Raw genomic sequence first — 17,712 nt, 5'->3', positions numbered from 1 at the left:
ATGATCGCGCCATTGGCCCGGTCCTCGCGGCCTTCATGCCGAAAACGACCGCCGTAATATGGATGCCAGCGATAATGAAACTCTACCATCTGCCCGACATGGGCAGAATGACCCTGCGATGGCAACAGGAAGAAAATCCTGGCTTTTCTGCGACACCATCGACGGCGCACGGGCGAGCGCCGTCACCTACAGCCTGATGCTGACTTGCCGCGCCTGCGGCGTCGAGCCTCTCGCGTGGCTACGCCATGTCCTCACTGAACTGCCCCAGCGACCTCACGACGCTGATATCGACGACCTGCTGCCATTCAACTTCGCAAGACACGCCTGACCCGCCGACGTCGCTGCGGCGGCCTGTCTCGTCCAGCGTCAACTATGATGGCCGCTCTGCCTCCGGAAGCAACGTGCTACGAAATGCGCGCTTACGATTGGCGCCGGGGCGCGGCTATTGGATTGATTTTGAGATTTGCCTCCCTGCCAGCTGGGATGGGACTGAAATCTAAAATCGTAATATTAATTATGTGCATTTGCGGTTGGTAACAATGTGTTGATCATATAGAATGCAAATATTAAGCTATCGCAACAAAAACTCGACCCGGTTCGAAAACAATTCGTAATCATCATAATGCGCCAAGGCTGCGCGTCTTTCTTCAGTCATCCACTGTTCGCCCATCCGGCCGAATTCCGCGAAATCGCCCCGGATTTCGAACCCGACACGTTTAAACAGTTCGACGAAGTCGCGCCGGGTTAGCTTGTTTAGGTAAGTGTTAATCGTGAAGTCCGGGTCCAACAGGTGGCCCCAAGCCGTCGTGCCGTCGGTCTGAGCATCGACATTCTGTGGGTACCAGGATACCGCGTGACCGCCGCTGATGCCAGTATACACCACCGGCCGTGTGACGACGATGCCCCCGGGCGCCAAGCGGCTGCGGATTGTGGTTAGAAGAACTTCCAGTTCGGCTGGAAGGATGTGCTCGAACACGTCGGTCGAGAACACAATGTCTATCGCGCCGCCAAACTGATCCCAAGTGGCGTGGTCGCCGGCATTGCCGACCACCAGTTTGGCCGCATCGGGGCGATAATGCGGGGTGCTTTCGGTTAGAACCTTGTGGAAAGTCGACCACTGGCGGGCGTCGAACAGAGCGTAGCGGGCCAGACTCTTGATTCCGCGTTCGAGGCCGTTCTTACGGAACACACGGACCAGATCGCTGAGGCGCATCACCGGGGCATCAAGATCAACCGCAGTAACGTCCTTAAAAAAACCAGTCAGGCCGAAGGCACGCTGTGGGCGCGGTCCAAAGCCAATTTCCAACACGCGCGCCTGGCTCGCAGGCTTGCCGGTTTCGCGTTCGTAAATTGCGGCAACACCGGCCACCTCGTTGCGGATTTGCATTGCAAAATCCATGGCACCGGGCTCGCTGATACGGAACTTCAGCAGTTGCCAGGTGTACTTCAGTTTCTCAAATAGTGGAACGCCGCCCGAGGACGAATTGGAGCGCGTTGAAGCTTGCAATTTCATGTTGTTCCATTCCCCCAGTTCTTTCCACCGTTATTGAAAGTGGATGAGGCTAGCATTCATAGCCGCCGATATCCGAAAAACCGACACTTGCTGCCTACGGGCAAGCGCATCTTTAGTCCAGTGATGCCGTTCAGATATAATAAAGAAATTATAGTATCACCCATCTTTCTACATGGCTATAATAAAATGTTTAAAAGATCGATTCAAACGACTATTACTAGAATAACGAGGCATATTTACATATTAATTAGCCACACGCCAATCATAAGAAAATTTCATATCATCATGTCACCTACAGCGAAATTGCCATTCGGCGGCATATCCGCAGAACACCAAAAAATGTTCACGTGGTTGGCTTTGGTGAACGAAAAAATTACCTCATCGGTTCATTGATCACTATTGATTATCACCAATGTTTGAGAAGGATGTAGCGACAGGAAAGCTGAATAATGGACGACATACTCTCTAACGAACGCCGCCAACAGCCGCGCTCGGCCATCGATGTCGATTGCCTTATTTGGTGGGACGGAAAATGCGAAGCTGCAACAATCAAGAATATCTCAATCTATGGCGCACAGCTTAGCGGCAGCTGTTTTCCACCGATCGGAACGCCTATGACGCTGGTGGCAGAGGGTTTGGAACTGTGCGCGAGAGTAATCTGGCTGGGGCGCGAAAAGTGCGGTGTACTGCTTGAGCAGCGGGTCGATCCAGTAACGTTCATCCGGACGCATGCCATTCGACCGATAGCTGCGCGCGGTTCACTACCCATTACGATCACACGCATAATGCCGGACCGATACGCATGAATGCTGCGTTCACAGAGGTGGCCTGAGGAGCCCCGGGCAGAGGATTAAGTGGACAGCATGCCTGAATGCGGCGAGGGTCTCTGCGGATCAGGAGGCAAGGTGACAAAGCGAACGCGCCGCAATCGCACGCCGGCTTTTAAGGCAAATTTGGTGCTGGTAGCGCTGCGAGACGACGGTTTTCGAACACGACCAGCAGCTTCATATCTCATTCTCGCCTTGCCGGGAAAAGCCCGGGTGGCATACTTGCAATCGCAAGCTTCCGTCCAGCGCGTACCGAGCAAGGCCGGCCCGACGTCCTGAATCAAATTCACGAGATGTCCGACGGTCAGATCGACTTGGGAGCCGAACGGCTCGTTTTCATCGACGAGACAGGGGCCGACGCCAATGTCACCCGCGCATTGGCCGCTGCGCGAAAGGCGAGCGATGGGGCATGGGCGTCCGCATGGCCATATCAAAACCATCACGCTGGCGACTTGAAGGTCGCCCAGCGCTTGGCAGCCGCCCGAAGGTCATCTTCTGGATTGGCTGGCCGGTGACCGAATTCATGATGGTTGCAACGATGCTCATGGCGGCGCGATAGCCATCAACGACCAGGCCTGTCCAGTGCCGTGACGATGGATCATCGCATCTGTGTGGAGCCAGCGCAGATGCGCCTGATTGATGCCATAGGTTTCCGAGGCATTTTTTCTCCATCCACCTTGAACGCGAGGGAAGGGAAGGGGGGATGCAGGCAGGAAATCGCATCAAATATCCGGTATTTCCTGGATATCTGGCGTATGGAGGACCGACATGACGAACGAGGCCGAGGATAGGGCGGAATCGGATATGTCTGAGCCCGTCCGGTTTGATGGCATGCGCGATTGGGTATGGTCGTCGCGGCTGCCCAAAATTTGGTGGGCGCTTGCCACCCTTTTCTGGGCCGCGAAAGCTATGTCTTCCAAATTGGATTGGCTCAGGTGGCTGAACGAACCGGGGCTTGCGGGCTATTTGACGGTAGCATTCTTCCCGCCCCTCATGCTCCTCATTCTTGGCTTTCATCGGCTTAAGCAGCATCTTGACGGTCAGCTTGACGGCACTTGTGACAGCGTATTCGAAGATAATTTATCTTACAGACCAGTTGGTCCTTCCGGCCTTCGAGCCGAAATCGATCCGCTTGATCCGCGATCTGGTCTCTTATGGTCCGAAAATGCGCTCAATCCGTTGAACGCCTCGCAGATCAGTCACGGGTCTTGAAAGACCCGTCGCCATCGGACAGCCCGCCCGCCGGATCGGTAGAAAGGCGCCCTTTAGAAAGTAACGATGATTGCTCCAATGACGTCATCGGAGCATTGATGTCTAACGTACCACGGCCGCCGTCAGCGTCACGCAAATAGCTGTTACGCAATCCGTCTCTCCCGAGAATTTGTTCGGACAATTCCGTTGAGAATGCGTGATGTGGCGAAGAAGAACGGGATGCGGATCGCTCCGCGTTCGCTATCGCCTGGCGGACGTCAAAATTGACTATATTTAGACCGCTGGTAACCGTTTCGCTTGTGCTTCCCGCTTCCGAACTGGATATCGCCAGAGCTCCCCCGGCTCTCCCCGTTGTACGGTGACGTCCGGCTTTGTGAGGAGAGCTAGCATTCTCGCTAGCGCCCGATACCTCTCCCTGGACAGCTATACTGAAACTGTTCTGGTCCTGTGCACTCCGCGCTATGGATCGCTGCCATCCGGTCTGCACCATGATTGCCTGAACATCGCGCTGAAGGGTGTCGGCTACCTGCGGCTTGAGCCGCCATTGGCCCTTTCGGTCCATCTCGAACCCGCCTCGTAGCCAGTTTGCCATGGATTCTCGCCCTTCCGCGCCACCGCCCATGAAATGTTCGATGGTATCGGGACCCGCTTGCTTGCCAGCTTCAAACCTCGTGCTCGTGTCATTGCGAGCCGAGCGCTCGAACCGTGCGCTGCTGGAAACCAAAAGGTCGTTGTGCGCGAGGCTGAAGCGCGCATGGCCGCCATTGGCGACGGCACCGAGCTGACTTTCGTTGAGAAGACCGGCCTTCCACATTTGGGCTGCGGCCTGGGGCGTCAGATTGAGCGCGAAGTCGCCATTCTGATCCATCGCGATCTGCCGCTTTGTAAAGTCGATGCCGTTGGCGCGCAGCAGTCCCTGCATCCGGGAAAGACGCTCCTTCTCAACGATCGAGGTCATCCGCGCATTGCCCGCGCGATCCGCGACGCCCTTTGCTCCACCCTCAGCCATATCGACCTGGTTGCCCGACGTGTCGGCGAGCGTCCGGATGAAACTATCGAGGCGGGCTGCCTCGCGCGTCGAGGCCCCCGCAGCTGCGGCGCCTTGCGCAAAGCCGAAATTCTCCGACTGCCGTCGTTGCTCGCCGATCCGCGCTGCGCTGCGCGTTCCGTCAAGACCGACCTCGCGCTGGGCGTCGAGCTTGCCAGCCCGTTCAGCAAAATCATAGCCAGCACTCTCGCGCGCCCTGCCATAGACGCTTGTTCCTTCCCTCGCCGCTTCAGAGGTTGCGCCGTCGGCCGTACCCAGCTGGGTTGCGGCCGAATAAGTGGCCATAGCTCTTTCGACCTGCGCTTCATTCCGGCCGGTGGCCCGGGCGAGCTGCGTGATGGCCGACGAGCGCGCCTCTCCTGAAAGAGTATTGATGAAGGCGATCCGGCGACTGGTTTCCTGCAGCGGCAGGCCGAGCATGGCAGAGGCATCGCGCTGCCCCTGGTTCGAACCGGTGCGGTGCGCCTGTTCGGTCGAGACGTTGACCCGCTCGATCCCGGCGACGCTATCGCCGGCGAAGTCGCGGCGACCTTCCATCGCGCCCACCTGAACCTGAGCACCGGTGAGGTCGTTTCTGAGCATTTGTTCCTGATCCCAGGCATTTGCGATGAGTTTGGCAAAAGTCGGATCGGCCGACGCTTCCCCAATAACGCTCGCCGCCTTGAGGTCAGCATCCTTGGCATTGTAGCCCCCGCGCTCGAAATGGCGCGTCGCCGCCTGTTTCATCATCGCATAGGCATTCTGGTCGCCGAAAGCCTTCCACTGCGCCATTGTCTGGGCGAATGCCGCAAGGGCCTGCTCGCCTTGCTGGCCCTCGCCGAAATAGCGGGTCCCCAGCGATCTGAGAGCGTCTTTTTCTGCAAACTGGTGAATGGCCGCAGTGGCCGCATTCGCCCGGACCGCCTGAGCTGCGGCAGGACTTGTCAGGTCGCCTTTTGCAAGGGCCGGCGCAAGGCCTCCCAATTCGCGCTGCGCATCGATGCCGCCAAGAGCAAGGGCGGTCTTTCCCGGCGCCCCGCCAGCGCCTTCGCCGATGATCGAGCCTGCCTCTCCAAATGAACGGGAGGAGGAGAAGGAGGCACGCTCGCCAAAGTCGCCAAAACTGGAAGAGGCCGCCCTGCGATGACCTGTCCCGATCGCCGCGCCTTGTGCCTCAAGGGCGGACGCATAGCCCTCGCTGGTGGCCATCGGCGCGCCTGCGCCAGCGGCGCTGGCCTGGATACTGGCCGAACCGCCGGTCAGGGAACTGAAAATATTCCCGGAGAAGCGAAAGACGGTGAACACGAATGCGCCGGCAAGACCCGCTGCCGCCGTCCGGAAGGTCCCAAAGATCGCCAGTGCCTTCATGGCCGACGAAGGGGCAAGCATCCAGGCATTGGCCGCCACATGATTGGCGCGCATCTCGGCGAGCACGTCCATCGCCCGGCCAAGCGTCAACTGATAGATGCCCGCGTCGATCACGCCCCACAATGCGACGAAAACGAACAGACCAAAGGCATAGGAGAGCACGCGCAGGTTGATCGGGGTCAACACGAAGAGCAGGGCAACCGGCACCATGAAGAGCATGATCCCAAATATGGTCGCCCGGATCGTGGGCATCCATTCATTGACGGCCGACATGGTCGAAAGCCCATTCGACATCACCGCACGATTGGCCATCACTCGCGCCGCGGTCGCGGGCGAATCCTCGAAAAGAACGTCACCTACCGCGTTGCCGAGCATGATGTCGGTCATGAAGGCCTGAAGCGAAAGCGGTGTGCCCATCATCATCTGGCCCATTTCCCCCAGCTGGCTTTTGCAGCGGGCAAACTGGTTGGCATCTGCGACATTGAAACCGGTCCGCGTGCAGGTCTGGCGCGCATAGGCTTCGAAAAGCGCAGGTTCAGCAAGCCGCCCGGAGATATGCGCCCACGCATCCGCGCAGCTTACCGTCTCGCCCGCCTTGTTTTGGGCGCTATAGACCGTCGAGAAGGTGGCGGGGCCAGCCATGGCTGCAAAGGCGGCGGGAAGATCCGTCGATGTGCGAAACAGCATGTCGTCGTCGACGCCATAAGCGGGTGAAACCCTTGCCACCGGATAACATTGGCGCACATAATCCTTGAGGGTAGCATCAAGGAAGGTGTCGGTCATGGGGCCGCGAGGCGAGGCGGCGTTGAAGAACAGGTCAAAGGCATGGCCGCCCGCGCCGAATTCAAGCTTGGCGCCAGGATCGAGGCTATTGTCGTCTATGGTCTCGGCAAGAGCGCGCTCGATGAGGTTGGTCGTGCCTGCCACCAGAACAAGAAGATTGGGCACATTTCCTACGGCCTGATAGGCGTTGCGGACCCGGTCGTAGACATGGACCGTGCCGGTAGTCGCTACGAAGCCGACGAAGAGTCCGACGCCCATCAGCATCTGAAAGCCGAAGGCGACGAGCCCCATGCCCTGGCCCCTGATGCTGGCGAGGACCGCGCCCAAGGCCACGCCCGCGACCGCCATGATCAGCACGAGCGTCTCGTAACGCGGGTCGGCGAAAATCATCGAGACAAGCCGGAAGGCATCGGCCGTTTCCTCAAAACCGTCATAGCTGTGATAGCTTGCTTCCAGCGCCATTGCGGTGTCCGGAACCGCCACTGCAGCGGCTATGCAGAAAAGGTGGCGGATCGAAAAAGGTCCAGGGGATATCCTCATCGAAGCTCTTTCCCCCCTAGCGATTGGCAGAGGCGGCAACACCTGCGGCATTGCGTGCATCGAGGTCGCGCTGGCGAAGGAGGCCCGCATAATTGGCCGAGAGGTTGGCCTGGTTCAGCGCCGCCATGTAGGATTGTCGCATCTGCGCGCGCTGGCGCAGCACCTCTTCACGCAGATCGCGCAACTGTTCGAGGCCTTTAGTGAGAATCCGCGTCTGGCAGATATTGGCGCTCGCGCTATCGGCGGCACCTGCGGCGCTTGTCCCGCGCTCTGCGTTGGTCAGGGCGAAATCGATGGTACGGGTGAGATCGTTGAGCATCTGATAGGCGAGCGTGAGCGCGACCAGTTCGTCGGTGTCGCCGATCACGGAGTCGACCACGCCCTGCCGCACGCCCCATTCCAGCATGCGATAGACAGGAAGCGTTTGAACATTGGCGACGAACTGCCGCTCCTCAGCGGAAAGGGCAGATTTCGTGCGAATCTTACCGGCAATCGCGCCCAAGCGCTCACGCGCCAGTGCGAGCGCGCCTTTTTCTCCGTCGCGCGAGCAATCCTGTGCGGTCGCAGGAACGTTGAGCGCCCGTTTCTGGACCTTGCCGGTCAGAAAATCGTCAGGTCCTTCGACATCCTGCGCCGGGCAGGCCGGTATCGCGGAGAATAGCGGAACCTTGTCGGCTTCATTCCAGCGCATGTAGACGTCGCCGACCCGTGCGCGCATCACGCTCGCCCAATTGCCCGCGCCCACGCGCTGGGCGGCATGGGCGAGCAGCGAGCCGGTCCTGAAGATGTCGGTAACCTCGGTCGGGCAGTTGGCGAGCGCGCCCTTGAGATCCTCGGTCGGACTGTTGCCGTTGGACTGAATTTTCTCGCGGCTTTGCTGGTAGCTTTTGGCAAATCCCTCTTTCACCGATTTGTAGCCGGTCATCTCCTCGATGATGCCCGACATATTATCGTCTCCTCGAGCAATCTGGACCATGCGGTTGGCCAGGCGACAGTCGTTGACCTGGATCGAATTGAGGAAATTGGTGGCCGCCTCCATCTTCGAGATGATGTTCCCCATCTTCTCGTCGAGCGTCTCGAGTAGATATTGGAATGCCACGGCCGGGGCCGCCTGGAGGATGCTCTCGAGCTTCTGGACCAGATAGTCGGGATCAAGGAAGGACATGCCCCCAAGGAACATGTCGATACCACCGCAACCAGCTTTCACCTTGGGAAGCGTGAGCGACATCAGATAGTCGTTATGAACATCAACCCGGCCCGACATTCCGCCCGCCGTGACATAACCGCGCGTCTGGTCCTCGAAGCTCCCGGGGCTGGTGTAGGTGACATTGTCGAACCAGCTTTCCGCCCAGCTCTGGGCATTCGCTGGATTGCCATAGAGAGCAAGACCGCCCGCGCAGCAAAAGGTCAGAAGATGACGACGGGACAAGGCAGGCATGGCGGGTTCCTTGTGCTTGAAAGAGGAGAAGAGGCTGAGATCCGCCATCGTCAGTCCTTCCTGATCGAATTTAAGCGGATGGCCGTGGGCGCCACGATGCCGGTAAACTTCGCCATGGCGCGCAAGCCAATGCCTGGGCGCACGCCGCTGAGCATCTTGGTTGCGAGATAGATGTTGCGCGCCAGATTGACCTCATGGTCGGTGCCGATCGCGACCGGGATCGTCCTGTTTGGATCTGCAGTTGGCCGTACCCAGAGGACCGGATGTCCGATCCAGGGAAGGCCGAGGCGGCCGGATCGCTCAAGCGCCTGGCGCGCGTCGATCGTGCGTATCGTCAAGCCGTAGCGCGTGCGCAGTCGGTGAAGGCTCTTCCACATATCCCCGCAGGGCAGGCAGCCAGGCGCTGTACTCATTTCGACCGTGATGAGCGGCGCATGTCCGCGCAGCGTTTCGGCAAAATCAGGCGGGAAGGTCCAGGTAAGCGGAACGCGGGCAAGCCAATCGTGCATTTGGGAGGCTGAGCCGACCGGATGGACAGCGGCGCGTTCAGCCTCTCTAACCGCAGCGCTTCGCGCACCTTCGCTCATGCCGCTCACCAGGCTCATCGCCACAGCAGCCAGAATAAGAGGCTTCATCACCCTTGTCGCGCCCACGGCGGCGTATGGGGTGTCGATCCCAGCCCTCATGGTGCCTTGCCCGGCAGCTCGACCGCAACCGACGCTGCAGAAACAGGGCCGTTGGCAAGCGCGTCGAAGAAGCCATCCTCCTCGCCAGCGCCGGTTAGAAACTGTTCTGGGCGGATGTCGCCACGCAACAGGCGGATGGCCTGATAGGCTGTCTGCGCAAGATTGGGGAAGCTTTCCACGCCAGTAGCAATCACCATCCGCTGCGCGCTGCCTCGACGGATGACCATGGTTGTCGGCGTTGCCTCGATACCGAAGCGCTCACCCATGCCGGGATGGCCGTCGAGGTCCTGTCGCGTCACCTGCCAGCCATATTCGTCCTGGAAGCGGTGGAGGATCGGCCACTGGACACGGCAATAGCCGCAGCTTTCCCGCGAGAACATGACGAGCGCGAACTGCTGCGCGTATGCGCGCAGATAATTGCGGCGCACAGATTCTTTTTGCGCACCCAATATGGCGCGCGCATCGCCCACCATCGGATTGGCGGACTTGGCATTGAGTTCGGGATGCGCGAGCATGGCCAATTGGGTGACGCCGGCGAAAGCACGGGCTTTGCGGCGCGCAAAATCCTGCAGCCGCCAGAAGTCCGATACGGCCTCGATGCTGAGCACGGTCGCCGCATAATCGCGCTGCGCCTCAATGAGTTTGGCGATGCGTGGCGGGGTCCAGCGAGCCAGCTCTTTCATGGGTGGAATGACGGGCTTCTCGAGGATGGGCTCGTCTGCATCGGACCTGGTCTGGGGAGGTGCCTGATACCACCAATAGCCCCGAGCCTGGTCAACGGATGTCTGGGCGTGACCGGACATGGGCGCGAGCGCGCACACGATCGGGACAGCGAGGCGAAGGCGGGCCATCACAGCACCCGTTCCATACGTGTGAGACGCTCGATCGCGATCAGACCATAATAGCGGCTATCGAATCCGTCGTCATGATCAGACCCAAGATAGGCCTGTCCCGGCGGGATAGGGTGGTCGCCCCAAGGATAGGGCGCGAGGGCTTGTCCGTTGCGACCGAATGCCCGTGATACGCCAACCAACCTGCCATCGCACAAATAGGCAGAACGTGCATTGTGATGTCTGGCGTCCATCGGAAGCGCGATCTGAAGCAGCTTCTCTCCACCCACGCACATGACCCGCTTCGTCACGCGCACCGGCACCGGGCCTGCAAGCGGATGAACGAGGTCGAACGAGACAAGGTCGCCCTTTGCGATCAAGCCCGGCGCGGGTTGCACAACCCACGCGTTGACTGATGCGCTCATCACCAGAACATAGTGATGAAGGGCGAACCAGACCATCCAGGCGAGCGGAAGGATGACGGCATTGGCGATCCACAGGCGGCGAGGGCTTGGCGGTTGATCGGCAACCGCCCCGCCAAGGGCGATTGCTGCCTCGCGCGGAAGCGCCGCGAGACGGATCGATCCCGCCTTACCGAGATGAAAGGCGAGCTTGAGCATCGCGAACCTCCCTTCCTCCGCCAATCCGGCCATATTCTTCAAGAAGCCCCGACAGCGCCGCGTCGCCAAGGACAAGATGGTCGGGGCGCGCGGGCAGATCATCCTCGCGCTCGCAATAGGGTCTGGTCGGGTCGCCTGGGATCATGGCGAGGGCGGGCACGCGCGCAACGCCTTGCTGTCGGAAGAGGAGCGGGTCGACGATGAGCTGGACGTCGCGCATCGCACAGGACGGACCTTCGCAGCCTGGATCGCGCCGCAAAATCTGTGCGGATAGCCTCGCCATAGGTTCGATCCGGACAAGGCCGCCTGGCACGCCGCGAAAGGCAAGCACGCCGCGAGCGCGCTCGAGCTGTCCGGCATAGGTCCGCAACGTTTCAATCGGCATGGATGAGGATACGAACAGAACGGGCACCCAGGTGTCGGATGGCGAGTGCGTGCCTGCTCTGCTGTCTTGCGCAGCCCTCGTTGCTGGCGAAGGATCGGGCGGCGCAAGGCCAATCGCCTGATGGAGGCGCGCCGACATGGCCTCGCGCTGCGTTTCGAGTTGCATGGCGGCCCTCTCCCTTGCCGAACGGGCGCGGCTCTCGATATCGGGCGACGCGCTACGAGCTCTGAGGCCCTCAAATGCTCGGGAGCGTTCCTCATGCGGGATGTCGGGGATGGAAGCGGGCCCTTTCGTGGAGGCGGGCCTTCGCGCATCCATGGCAGTCTTCAGCCGATCGGATGCATTGGGCTCGTTGGTCAAAGTCCGATGCGCGCCCGTTTCCTGCGGTCCGGGGTGACTGATTTCCAGCGCACAGACAGGCGCGGCTGGCGCAGCCAGGACAAGGCAAGCCAACAGACGCTTGAGGGCGTCAGGGATTGATGACGCGCATATAGGCATCGACATTATCCTTCATGTCGTTCTGGATGAGTGCGGCCGGGCGGGCCTCGATCTCGCTATAATATTCGGAGAGATCCATGCGGCTGAAGTCGAGCGCCTGAAACTCCTGGGGCGTAAAGCCCCGGCAATTTGGCGATTTGACCTCGCCCCAACCGCTGGCGAACGCCTTTAACTGCGGGCGTCCCTGCTCCTGGATGATGCGTCCGAGCTTGGAATTGAAGCAGCATTGGCTTCTGGCCTTCTGGACGCATATCCCCAGGATCTTCGAAGAACAGTAGGTGCCGACCTCATGGCACATGCCAGAACCGCGCAGCATGCCTGCTTCCATATCCTGTTGGTCGCAGCCCTGCAGCAGCACCTCCATCATGAAGTTGATGGCAAGGCTGATCGCAATCGATGTGGGATCAATGCCGACGATCAGCGCGTTGGCGCCCGCACTTGCGGCCTGTCCCGCCGTCGCCCCAGCGCGAAATGCCGTGTAGGCCGCCTTGACGCCCGTAAAGACGCCCTTGGCGACGGCAATCTTGGTACCGATAGAACTGATGGACGAGCCCATGCCGTCCTTGACTATTTTGCCCTTGTCCTTGCAGCAGTTCTGGAAGGTGACGCTAAGACCTGGCGGACGGCATCTGAGATTGCGGCCACCGAATATCTCGATCGTGCCGAGACAATTGCCATCGGCATCGACCGTGCCATCGGCCAGCGTGCCTGGATCGTCGATGGGAACATCTGTTTCCACAGGATTAATGCTCGTATCGATGCAGGCATGAGGCGAACAGCTGGGCGGTGACACGCCGTCTAGCGACAGGCACGCAAACTGGCTTCCCAAGGGGCAGCTGTAACGATGGTCGACCCCAAGCAGGCAGGCGGTCTGGCCGATGGGGCAGGCATGCCCGCCGCCAGCAACAGTGGCACAACTGGCGACCTCGCCTTCATCCGCGGCATCGTCATTGCCGTTGCGATCGACGGCGCAGATCCACCTGTAGCTATCGTGCGTTTGCGCGAACGACGCCTGCGTATGACCGCAGGTAGCAAGCAGCAGTAGCCCAGCGCTGGCGAAGAATGTTGCGAGCCGCTTCATCGGCGGCTGGCCGTGCAGACAAGGTCGGCGCCAGCGAGGCGGACCGTCTGCATCATGGCGACGGCTTCGGGGAAATCGTCGAGGCAGCCGCAGGCCGACACCAGTTCCTCGCCGTCACCTGCAGGACAAAGGGAATCCGCTGCGCAACTATGGTAGAAGACGTCCCACCCTTGCGGGTCGGTCTGAAGCGACCCCACCACGCCTTGAGGCGCGGCGTCGCTGTTCACCCGGGGTTTGCGCGTCTTGCAGATGGGCTCGCAGGCCGCAACCGCGCCCCGGTCGGGCATCGCAAAGGGGCGGCTGCTCTCCTGGTAACTGCCCTCGGCGCTGCGCGCTCGGTCCGCCAGAAGGGTTTCGGTCGAGCGATCGATGATGTAGGCGCCGCGCGTGAGGTCAGGCGGGGACATATCCGCTGTATCTATCGCGCACGCATAGCGCCGATCGCGCCGGAAGAAGTCGCGCGTGATCTGGACCTGGCAAGCGGGCGTCCCGAGCGTGCGGGTCTGAGGCAGCGGGGCAAGGCCGGTCCCTGCGCCGTTCCGGAAAGTGACGACGTCATCGACGGTTTCATCGCGCAGGCGGCACTGTTGCTGGCCTGCGATCCCTGCACATAGGTCGACGATCCGTTCGCTTGCCCGGCAGCCAAGATCAAGGTCAGCTACGATCCTTGCCTGTGCTTCACCCTCGTTCCCCACGGCAACGCGCATCCATATCTCATGGGGGCCCGTCGTCATGGCGGCGCTGATGTCCAGCTCGGGCGCTGCATGAAAGCTCCTGCGCTTTTCACATTTGCCCGGAGGTGGTCCCATACCGGTCCAGGCTGTGGGGCCCGATGCGACCAGCGTTCCGTCCACCCGTATTTGCACCCAGTCATCGGCAAAATAGCTCGCAAGCCTGACCGCTCGCAGGCGATCGGCTTCGCCGACATCGAGTGTCATGCGAAAATCGAAGATGCTGCATGCCCCGCCCTTGAGAGAATCGTCGGTCGGCGAGCCGATAAGGAAGGCCAGTTGCGCAGGTCCCGACTGGGCGGTCGCATAGCCACCAGTCGAACGCTTGATGATCGCGTCGGTGTCTGGCTGGTTGATGCTGATGTCCCGCATGACCGTGCAGGCTGATATTTGTTCGGCTTTGCCTGTGCCTGCCGGAGAGGCTTTGACCGCTTGGAAGATGGAACTGGAGGCAGCAACGCTCTGTGCATCGCTTGCCAGTGCAGTCGGAGATGCCCTGTATCGGGTCTGATCGATCGTCGGGTTGGCCGAGCAGGCCGTGGTCTGAGCGCCGGTATAGCGGATGACCGGTCCCTCCACCTGCGCCTGCGCAACGCCGATCCGCGGATCGGCGCTCGTCAGGGCGCCGATGACCCCGCCGCCCAGATCCTTGAGCAGGCCGGCCATATTTCCCCAGGCAAGGTTCGTTCCACAGCTATTATTGAGGCAGTAGCAACCCGACAGCTGTGTCATGTCAGTCTGCGTAAGGCCGATGGTCCGGCTCGCATCGACGCTCCAGCTGTAGGATCGGCACCCTTCCCAGCGACCTGGCATGCAGGCGATAACGCCATTGGCGCAGACGCCCGAGACCGGCACCGGCAGCACCGTATGGCTGTCGAAGGCGCCATCGAAATCGCGATCATGCGAAATGCGGACCTGGGTTAAGTCTCCGCTCGAGCCAGGCTGAACCATGAGTTCCAGCAGGGTCGCCGTTTTCTGGCAGTTGAGCGACGGCGTGAAGCGCGTCTTGTTGTCCACGGTCGTAATTGACTGCCCGGCAAGACCGGGCGTCACATAGTTGGACTGCAGCGCGTCGCTGTCGCTCGACCTCGCGCGCGAGGCTGCTGCTGCGGCACGGGCACGATCCTGGGGACTGGGCGCGCCCACCTGCGCCAGGGCACAAGGCCCAAGGAGCAGGGCCCCGACGGCGAAGAAAGGCAGCAGATGGTCGGCACCGCGCATCACCGCGCCGCCTCAATATGCTGCGCGACAAGGGCGAGAATTTGGGCGCATGGCGCGTGCTCCTCGCTTCGATGATTCTCCAGCGGACGGCGCGCTGTCCGCCGCTTTGAAAGGATCAGCGCGGCCGTCGGACAAGCACGGCCAGAAGGGGCTGGCCGTAGGTGCTCAGGGGATGGGACGGCCGCGCTGATCAAGGTTGGAGCGACGCCGTCTGGGGGCGTCGGCGCCGCTCCTGCATCATGCGCGTCCGCTTTGCCGTTTGGCCTGCGGCGGGCAGACCTTGGGATATGCTCATGGGCGCGCACGATGCATCTGGTGGACGATCTGCTCATGGCGTCGAGATTCCCGCGCAGCAGATCACCTTTTCGAAGAGCATGAACTGGGCATTGTCTTTGCCCGGCGCATGCTTGGCCGACGACCAGAGCGCGCCGGGCCGACCGATATTGACGCATTTTCCGCCTTTGACCGGCTCCATGATCTGGAGCTTGTAGCGGCTCTTGGTCCAGATGGGCTGCGGCTTGAATGAGCAGCCATCGGCTGATGAAATGGTAAGGGCACCCAGACGACCCATCATGAAGGTCCCGCGCGCAGCGAGCCCGGCCCATGCCTCGACGCTGTCACCAAAATGAATGTCGCCCGCGATCGGGTAGGTCGCGCCCCAGCTGCCCATGCACCAGAAGAGCGGATCGATGACCTTGCCAGCAGCAGCAGCAGCACTGTCGGCCATGCAGGCCAGACCTGCCGCAGGATTACCGAACAATATGCCTTCAGGCTGGATGATGGCGCCAAGCGTGCCTGACTGCCAGGTCGGCAGGACCTCGGTGATCATCGCGACATCGAACCCGTCATCCTCGATGCAGGGCAGGTCGGTGAACATGTCGAGTATCTTCCAGACGGGGGCGATATAATAGTGCATCTGGGCGAACATCTTCTGGCTGTTCGTGCCGTCGGCGATCGAGCTTTGACTGCCCTGAAGGCGTCCGCCCGTCGGGAGCAGATCAGCGCCCAGCGCCATCATGCAGCCAGGCTCGGTCACAACATCGATCATGCGATTGGGCGACCAGAAGCTGACCTTGACGCCGAACCAGAAGGTCGCGCCCTTGCGGCAGGCGCAAAGTGGCTTCGATGCAGACTGAGCGTCCAGTTCCTTGTCGAGCTTGTCGAAGCTCCCGACCTTCACCCCGCCGATCGTTATCGGGAAAATGCAGTTCCAGCGGACCTTCGTGATCGGGTTGAAGATGGTGCCGGCCTCGCATCTGGAGGCATAGGCCGGCGTGGCCAAGCAGAATGCAGCGGCAGCCATGAAGGGCGCCATCCAGGCGAGGGTGAAGCGCTTGGTCACAGCCCTTTGCCTAATTGACGGTCGTTGTTCAGATCATATTCGCGCAGGACAAGCACCTTGCCCTCCTGAGCGACGATGACCGGTGCGACTGTGAGGCCGAGCCTTGCCTTGACCCGTTCCTCCAGGATGAAAAGCGGTCGTCCGGTCCGCTCGGAAAGTTCGAGCACATCGCCTGCCGTCAGCAGGATGAAATCGGTGAGACGCGCCGTCTTCAAAGCCCAACGCAGATTGCGGGGATGGACGATGACGAGCCGTTGGGGCAGCGCGACATAATCGAGCGGATTGAAGGTGAAGCCCCTGGGATAGAGTATCTTCCCGTCTGGAAGCGCAATATCCTGCTCCAGCGTATAGAAGGGTACCACCTTGCGCACGCGGGTTTCCGCAGCGTTGCCAAGCGTTGCCGCGCGCATCGCCGACCAGGAGGCGCGCGGCCCCAGCTGTGAGGCAAGGCCGGGGGCGCGCGCCGCGCGCCCTTCGATCTCCATCATCGCGTCAGGCTCGGCGATCGGCCAGGTTCGGCCGATGGTCGATGTCGCCGCGCTGGCGGCTCCCGCACTCAGTGCGGCCACAAGCGCGCCAACCAGGGCATGGCGCGCCAGGGCATGACGCCGTCTTGGATCGGCGCAATCGCCATCGCTAGTCGGACGAGCAACAGGACGATGCTGCCGATCCGCTGGCATCGTTGTGAGACACGTCATGGCCGCCGCCCCAGGAGCTTGAGGCGTTTCCATGCGGAGTTGGTCGCATTGCTCAGGCCAATCAGCAGCATGCCGCTGGCAAGGCACCCTGCAGCGATAATGATTGCGGCACGCAGCACCAGTTTGACCGGCTCGCCGATAATCAGCCCAGCGATAAGAACGAGCGTTCCCAAAAGCAGCGTCTCGATGCAGACGAGACGGATACGCCAGTAAAGCGCGTCGGCATGCGCTTTCTCCGCCGCGCGCGCCTCAACCAGCTCTTCGATCTGCTTTGACGTATAGGCTAATGTCTGCCGCTGTCTGTCCGAAGGAAGCGCGCCGTTCATCGTCTGCCTCCCTGCTGCTGGACGGGCAGGCCCACTATCTCCTGCGCATCGACGCCCGAGAGGTCGCAAATCGCTTCGAGCGGCGAGCGCCCCATTTTGAGGCGCGACTCGAATGCCGCGACTTCCTGGGGTGCCGAGGTATTGATCCAGTAGGAAAAGGGATCGACCACGAGGCGGGCGATGCCAAGACCAAGCGGAGAATCGATGAAAACTTCCGAGTAGAAAGGCTTGTTATTCCTGACAGATTTCAGCAAATCCAGAACGAAACCGGAATAGTCGAGGATCTTGTTCTCGACGGCTCGCTCGTATGGCATCCATCGAGGTGATCGAAGCGCAACTGCGCGCCTCGAACCGAATATTGGAGAAGAGGGCTGCCTCAGATCCAGTTTGCGCGCGCCTGATGACGGTCCCTGGCGTTGGGCCGATCACCGCTCTCACCTACAGTCGCCACAGTATGCCGTTGATGATCGAACGGTTCTGTTCCGGTGGCCTGCCTCGGCCCCGGTTCTTACGCTCGATCGGCAGCAGATCCTTTAGAATGCGCCATTCCGCCTCGGTGAGATCGCCCCGGCTCAAGCCTGCCTCC

At 60.8% G+C, this 17,712-nt stretch carries 15 protein-coding genes and 3 pseudogenes; 4 read left to right on the top strand and 14 right to left on the bottom strand.

Going from position 1 to position 17,712, the window contains the following annotated elements; all coding sequences use genetic code 11:
- Positions 1 to 121: 121 nt before the first annotated feature.
- Positions 122 to 328, top strand: a pseudogene (locus tag HHL08_RS19160) (transposase domain-containing protein); the annotation flags it as partial.
- A 243-nt stretch (positions 329 to 571) separates the two neighbouring features.
- Here the strand turns inward: HHL08_RS19160 and HHL08_RS19155 are convergent.
- The gene (locus HHL08_RS19155) at positions 572 to 1,513 is read right to left on the bottom strand and encodes a methyltransferase domain-containing protein (RefSeq protein WP_096063541.1); all 942 of its coding nucleotides are present in this window, start codon (positions 1,511 to 1,513) and stop codon (positions 572 to 574) included.
- Positions 1,514 to 1,962: 449 nt separating this feature from the next.
- Here HHL08_RS19155 and HHL08_RS19150 point away from each other — a divergent pair, with 449 nt between their 5' ends.
- From HHL08_RS19150 to HHL08_RS19140, 3 genes and pseudogenes are all read left to right on the top strand, one after another.
- The gene (locus tag HHL08_RS19150) at positions 1,963 to 2,319 is read left to right on the top strand and encodes a PilZ domain-containing protein (RefSeq protein WP_141249547.1); all 357 of its coding nucleotides are present in this window, start codon (positions 1,963 to 1,965) and stop codon (positions 2,317 to 2,319) included.
- Between the two features lie 275 nt (positions 2,320 to 2,594).
- A pseudogene (locus tag HHL08_RS26300) lies at positions 2,595 to 2,787 on the top strand (IS630 family transposase); the annotation flags it as partial.
- 321 nt (positions 2,788 to 3,108) lie between these two features.
- A complete protein-coding gene (locus tag HHL08_RS19140; protein ID WP_096063539.1) occupies positions 3,109 to 3,552 on the top strand; it encodes a hypothetical protein in 444 nt (147 codons plus the stop codon).
- Here HHL08_RS19140 and HHL08_RS19135 read toward each other — a convergent pair.
- From HHL08_RS19135 to HHL08_RS19075, 13 genes and pseudogenes are all read right to left on the bottom strand, one after another.
- Positions 3,536 to 7,192: a conjugal transfer protein TraG N-terminal domain-containing protein gene (locus HHL08_RS19135; protein WP_235955151.1), complete on the bottom strand. Its 3,657-nt coding sequence runs from the start codon at positions 7,190 to 7,192 to the stop codon at positions 3,536 to 3,538. The two genes, HHL08_RS19140 and HHL08_RS19135, sit on opposite strands and share 17 nt — an antisense overlap.
- Positions 7,193 to 7,286: 94 nt before the next feature.
- On the bottom strand, positions 7,287 to 8,756 hold the full coding sequence (locus HHL08_RS19130) for a conjugal transfer protein TraH (RefSeq protein ID WP_235955150.1): 1,470 nt from the start codon (positions 8,754 to 8,756) through the stop codon (positions 7,287 to 7,289).
- 2 nt (positions 8,757 to 8,758) lie between these two features.
- Positions 8,759 to 9,343, bottom strand: coding sequence for a thioredoxin domain-containing protein (locus HHL08_RS19125; protein ID WP_169574625.1), 585 nt, complete (start codon positions 9,341 to 9,343; stop codon positions 8,759 to 8,761).
- A 47-nt stretch (positions 9,344 to 9,390) separates the two neighbouring features.
- Positions 9,391 to 10,245 carry a conjugal transfer protein TraF gene (locus HHL08_RS19120; protein WP_169574610.1) on the bottom strand — a complete coding sequence of 285 codons (855 nt, stop codon included), beginning with the start codon at positions 10,243 to 10,245 and terminating at the stop codon, positions 9,391 to 9,393.
- Positions 10,245 to 10,844, bottom strand: coding sequence for a S26 family signal peptidase (locus HHL08_RS19115; protein WP_169574609.1), 600 nt, complete (start codon positions 10,842 to 10,844; stop codon positions 10,245 to 10,247). Before HHL08_RS19115 ends, HHL08_RS19120 begins: the two co-directional genes overlap by 1 nt.
- Entirely contained in the window at positions 10,816 to 11,229 is a 414-nt protein-coding gene (locus tag HHL08_RS26165) for a type-F conjugative transfer system pilin assembly protein TrbC (protein WP_328804698.1), read from the bottom strand. Before HHL08_RS26165 ends, HHL08_RS19115 begins: the two co-directional genes overlap by 29 nt.
- 469 nt (positions 11,230 to 11,698) lie before the next feature.
- Entirely contained in the window at positions 11,699 to 12,808 is a 1,110-nt protein-coding gene (traN, locus tag HHL08_RS19105; protein ID WP_169574608.1) for a conjugal transfer protein TraN, read from the bottom strand.
- Positions 12,805 to 14,760 carry a hypothetical protein gene (locus HHL08_RS19100; protein ID WP_235955149.1) on the bottom strand — a complete coding sequence of 652 codons (1,956 nt, stop codon included), beginning with the start codon at positions 14,758 to 14,760 and terminating at the stop codon, positions 12,805 to 12,807. Before HHL08_RS19100 ends, traN begins: the two co-directional genes overlap by 4 nt.
- 328 nt (positions 14,761 to 15,088) lie before the next feature.
- A complete protein-coding gene (locus tag HHL08_RS19095; RefSeq protein ID WP_169574622.1) occupies positions 15,089 to 16,075 on the bottom strand; it encodes a TraU family protein in 987 nt (328 codons plus the stop codon).
- A 23-nt stretch (positions 16,076 to 16,098) separates the two neighbouring features.
- Positions 16,099 to 16,671, bottom strand: a complete 573-nt coding sequence (locus HHL08_RS19090; RefSeq protein WP_328804696.1) for a conjugal transfer protein TraW — start codon at positions 16,669 to 16,671, stop codon at positions 16,099 to 16,101.
- A gap of 125 nt (positions 16,672 to 16,796) precedes the next feature.
- Positions 16,797 to 17,126, bottom strand: a complete 330-nt coding sequence (locus HHL08_RS19085) for a hypothetical protein (protein WP_206377988.1) — start codon at positions 17,124 to 17,126, stop codon at positions 16,797 to 16,799.
- A pseudogene (locus tag HHL08_RS19080) lies at positions 17,123 to 17,434 on the bottom strand (TraC family protein); the annotation flags it as partial. The pseudogene HHL08_RS19080 and the gene HHL08_RS19085, both read right to left, overlap by 4 nt.
- Before the next feature lie 130 nt (positions 17,435 to 17,564).
- Positions 17,565 to 17,702 (bottom strand): transposase, encoded by a 138-nt coding sequence (locus HHL08_RS19075; RefSeq protein ID WP_169574607.1) that lies wholly within the window; start codon positions 17,700 to 17,702, stop codon positions 17,565 to 17,567.
- Positions 17,703 to 17,712: the final 10 nt, after the last annotated feature.

It is taken from the genome of Sphingobium psychrophilum, assembly GCF_012927105.1.
GTDB lineage: Bacteria > Pseudomonadota > Alphaproteobacteria > Sphingomonadales > Sphingomonadaceae > Sphingobium > Sphingobium psychrophilum.
This window is presented reverse-complemented; position numbering and strand designations above follow the sequence as displayed.

Bases quoted from the DNA above. Each gene is read 5' to 3' on its own strand.
- HHL08_RS19155 (WP_096063541.1), bottom strand. From the start codon at position 1,513: ATGAAATTGCAAGCTTCAACGCGCTCCAATTCGTCCTCGGGCGGCGTT.
- HHL08_RS19150 (WP_141249547.1), top strand. From the start codon at position 1,963: ATGGACGACATACTCTCTAACGAACGCCGCCAACAGCCGCGCTCGGCC.
- HHL08_RS19140 (WP_096063539.1), top strand. From the start codon at position 3,109: ATGACGAACGAGGCCGAGGATAGGGCGGAATCGGATATGTCTGAGCCC.
- HHL08_RS19135 (WP_235955151.1), bottom strand. From the start codon at position 7,192: ATGGCGCTGGAAGCAAGCTATCACAGCTATGACGGTTTTGAGGAAACG.
- HHL08_RS19130 (WP_235955150.1), bottom strand. From the start codon at position 8,756: ATGGCGGATCTCAGCCTCTTCTCCTCTTTCAAGCACAAGGAACCCGCC.
- HHL08_RS19125 (WP_169574625.1), bottom strand. From the start codon at position 9,343: ATGAAGCCTCTTATTCTGGCTGCTGTGGCGATGAGCCTGGTGAGCGGC.
- HHL08_RS19120 (WP_169574610.1), bottom strand. From the start codon at position 10,245: ATGGCCCGCCTTCGCCTCGCTGTCCCGATCGTGTGCGCGCTCGCGCCC.
- HHL08_RS19115 (WP_169574609.1), bottom strand. From the start codon at position 10,844: ATGCTCAAGCTCGCCTTTCATCTCGGTAAGGCGGGATCGATCCGTCTC.
- HHL08_RS26165 (WP_328804698.1), bottom strand. From the start codon at position 11,229: ATGCCGATTGAAACGTTGCGGACCTATGCCGGACAGCTCGAGCGCGCT.
- traN (WP_169574608.1), bottom strand. From the start codon at position 12,808: ATGAAGCGGCTCGCAACATTCTTCGCCAGCGCTGGGCTACTGCTGCTT.
- HHL08_RS19100 (WP_235955149.1), bottom strand. From the start codon at position 14,760: ATGCGCGGTGCCGACCATCTGCTGCCTTTCTTCGCCGTCGGGGCCCTG.
- HHL08_RS19095 (WP_169574622.1), bottom strand. From the start codon at position 16,075: ATGGCGCCCTTCATGGCTGCCGCTGCATTCTGCTTGGCCACGCCGGCC.
- HHL08_RS19085 (WP_206377988.1), bottom strand. From the start codon at position 17,126: ATGAACGGCGCGCTTCCTTCGGACAGACAGCGGCAGACATTAGCCTAT.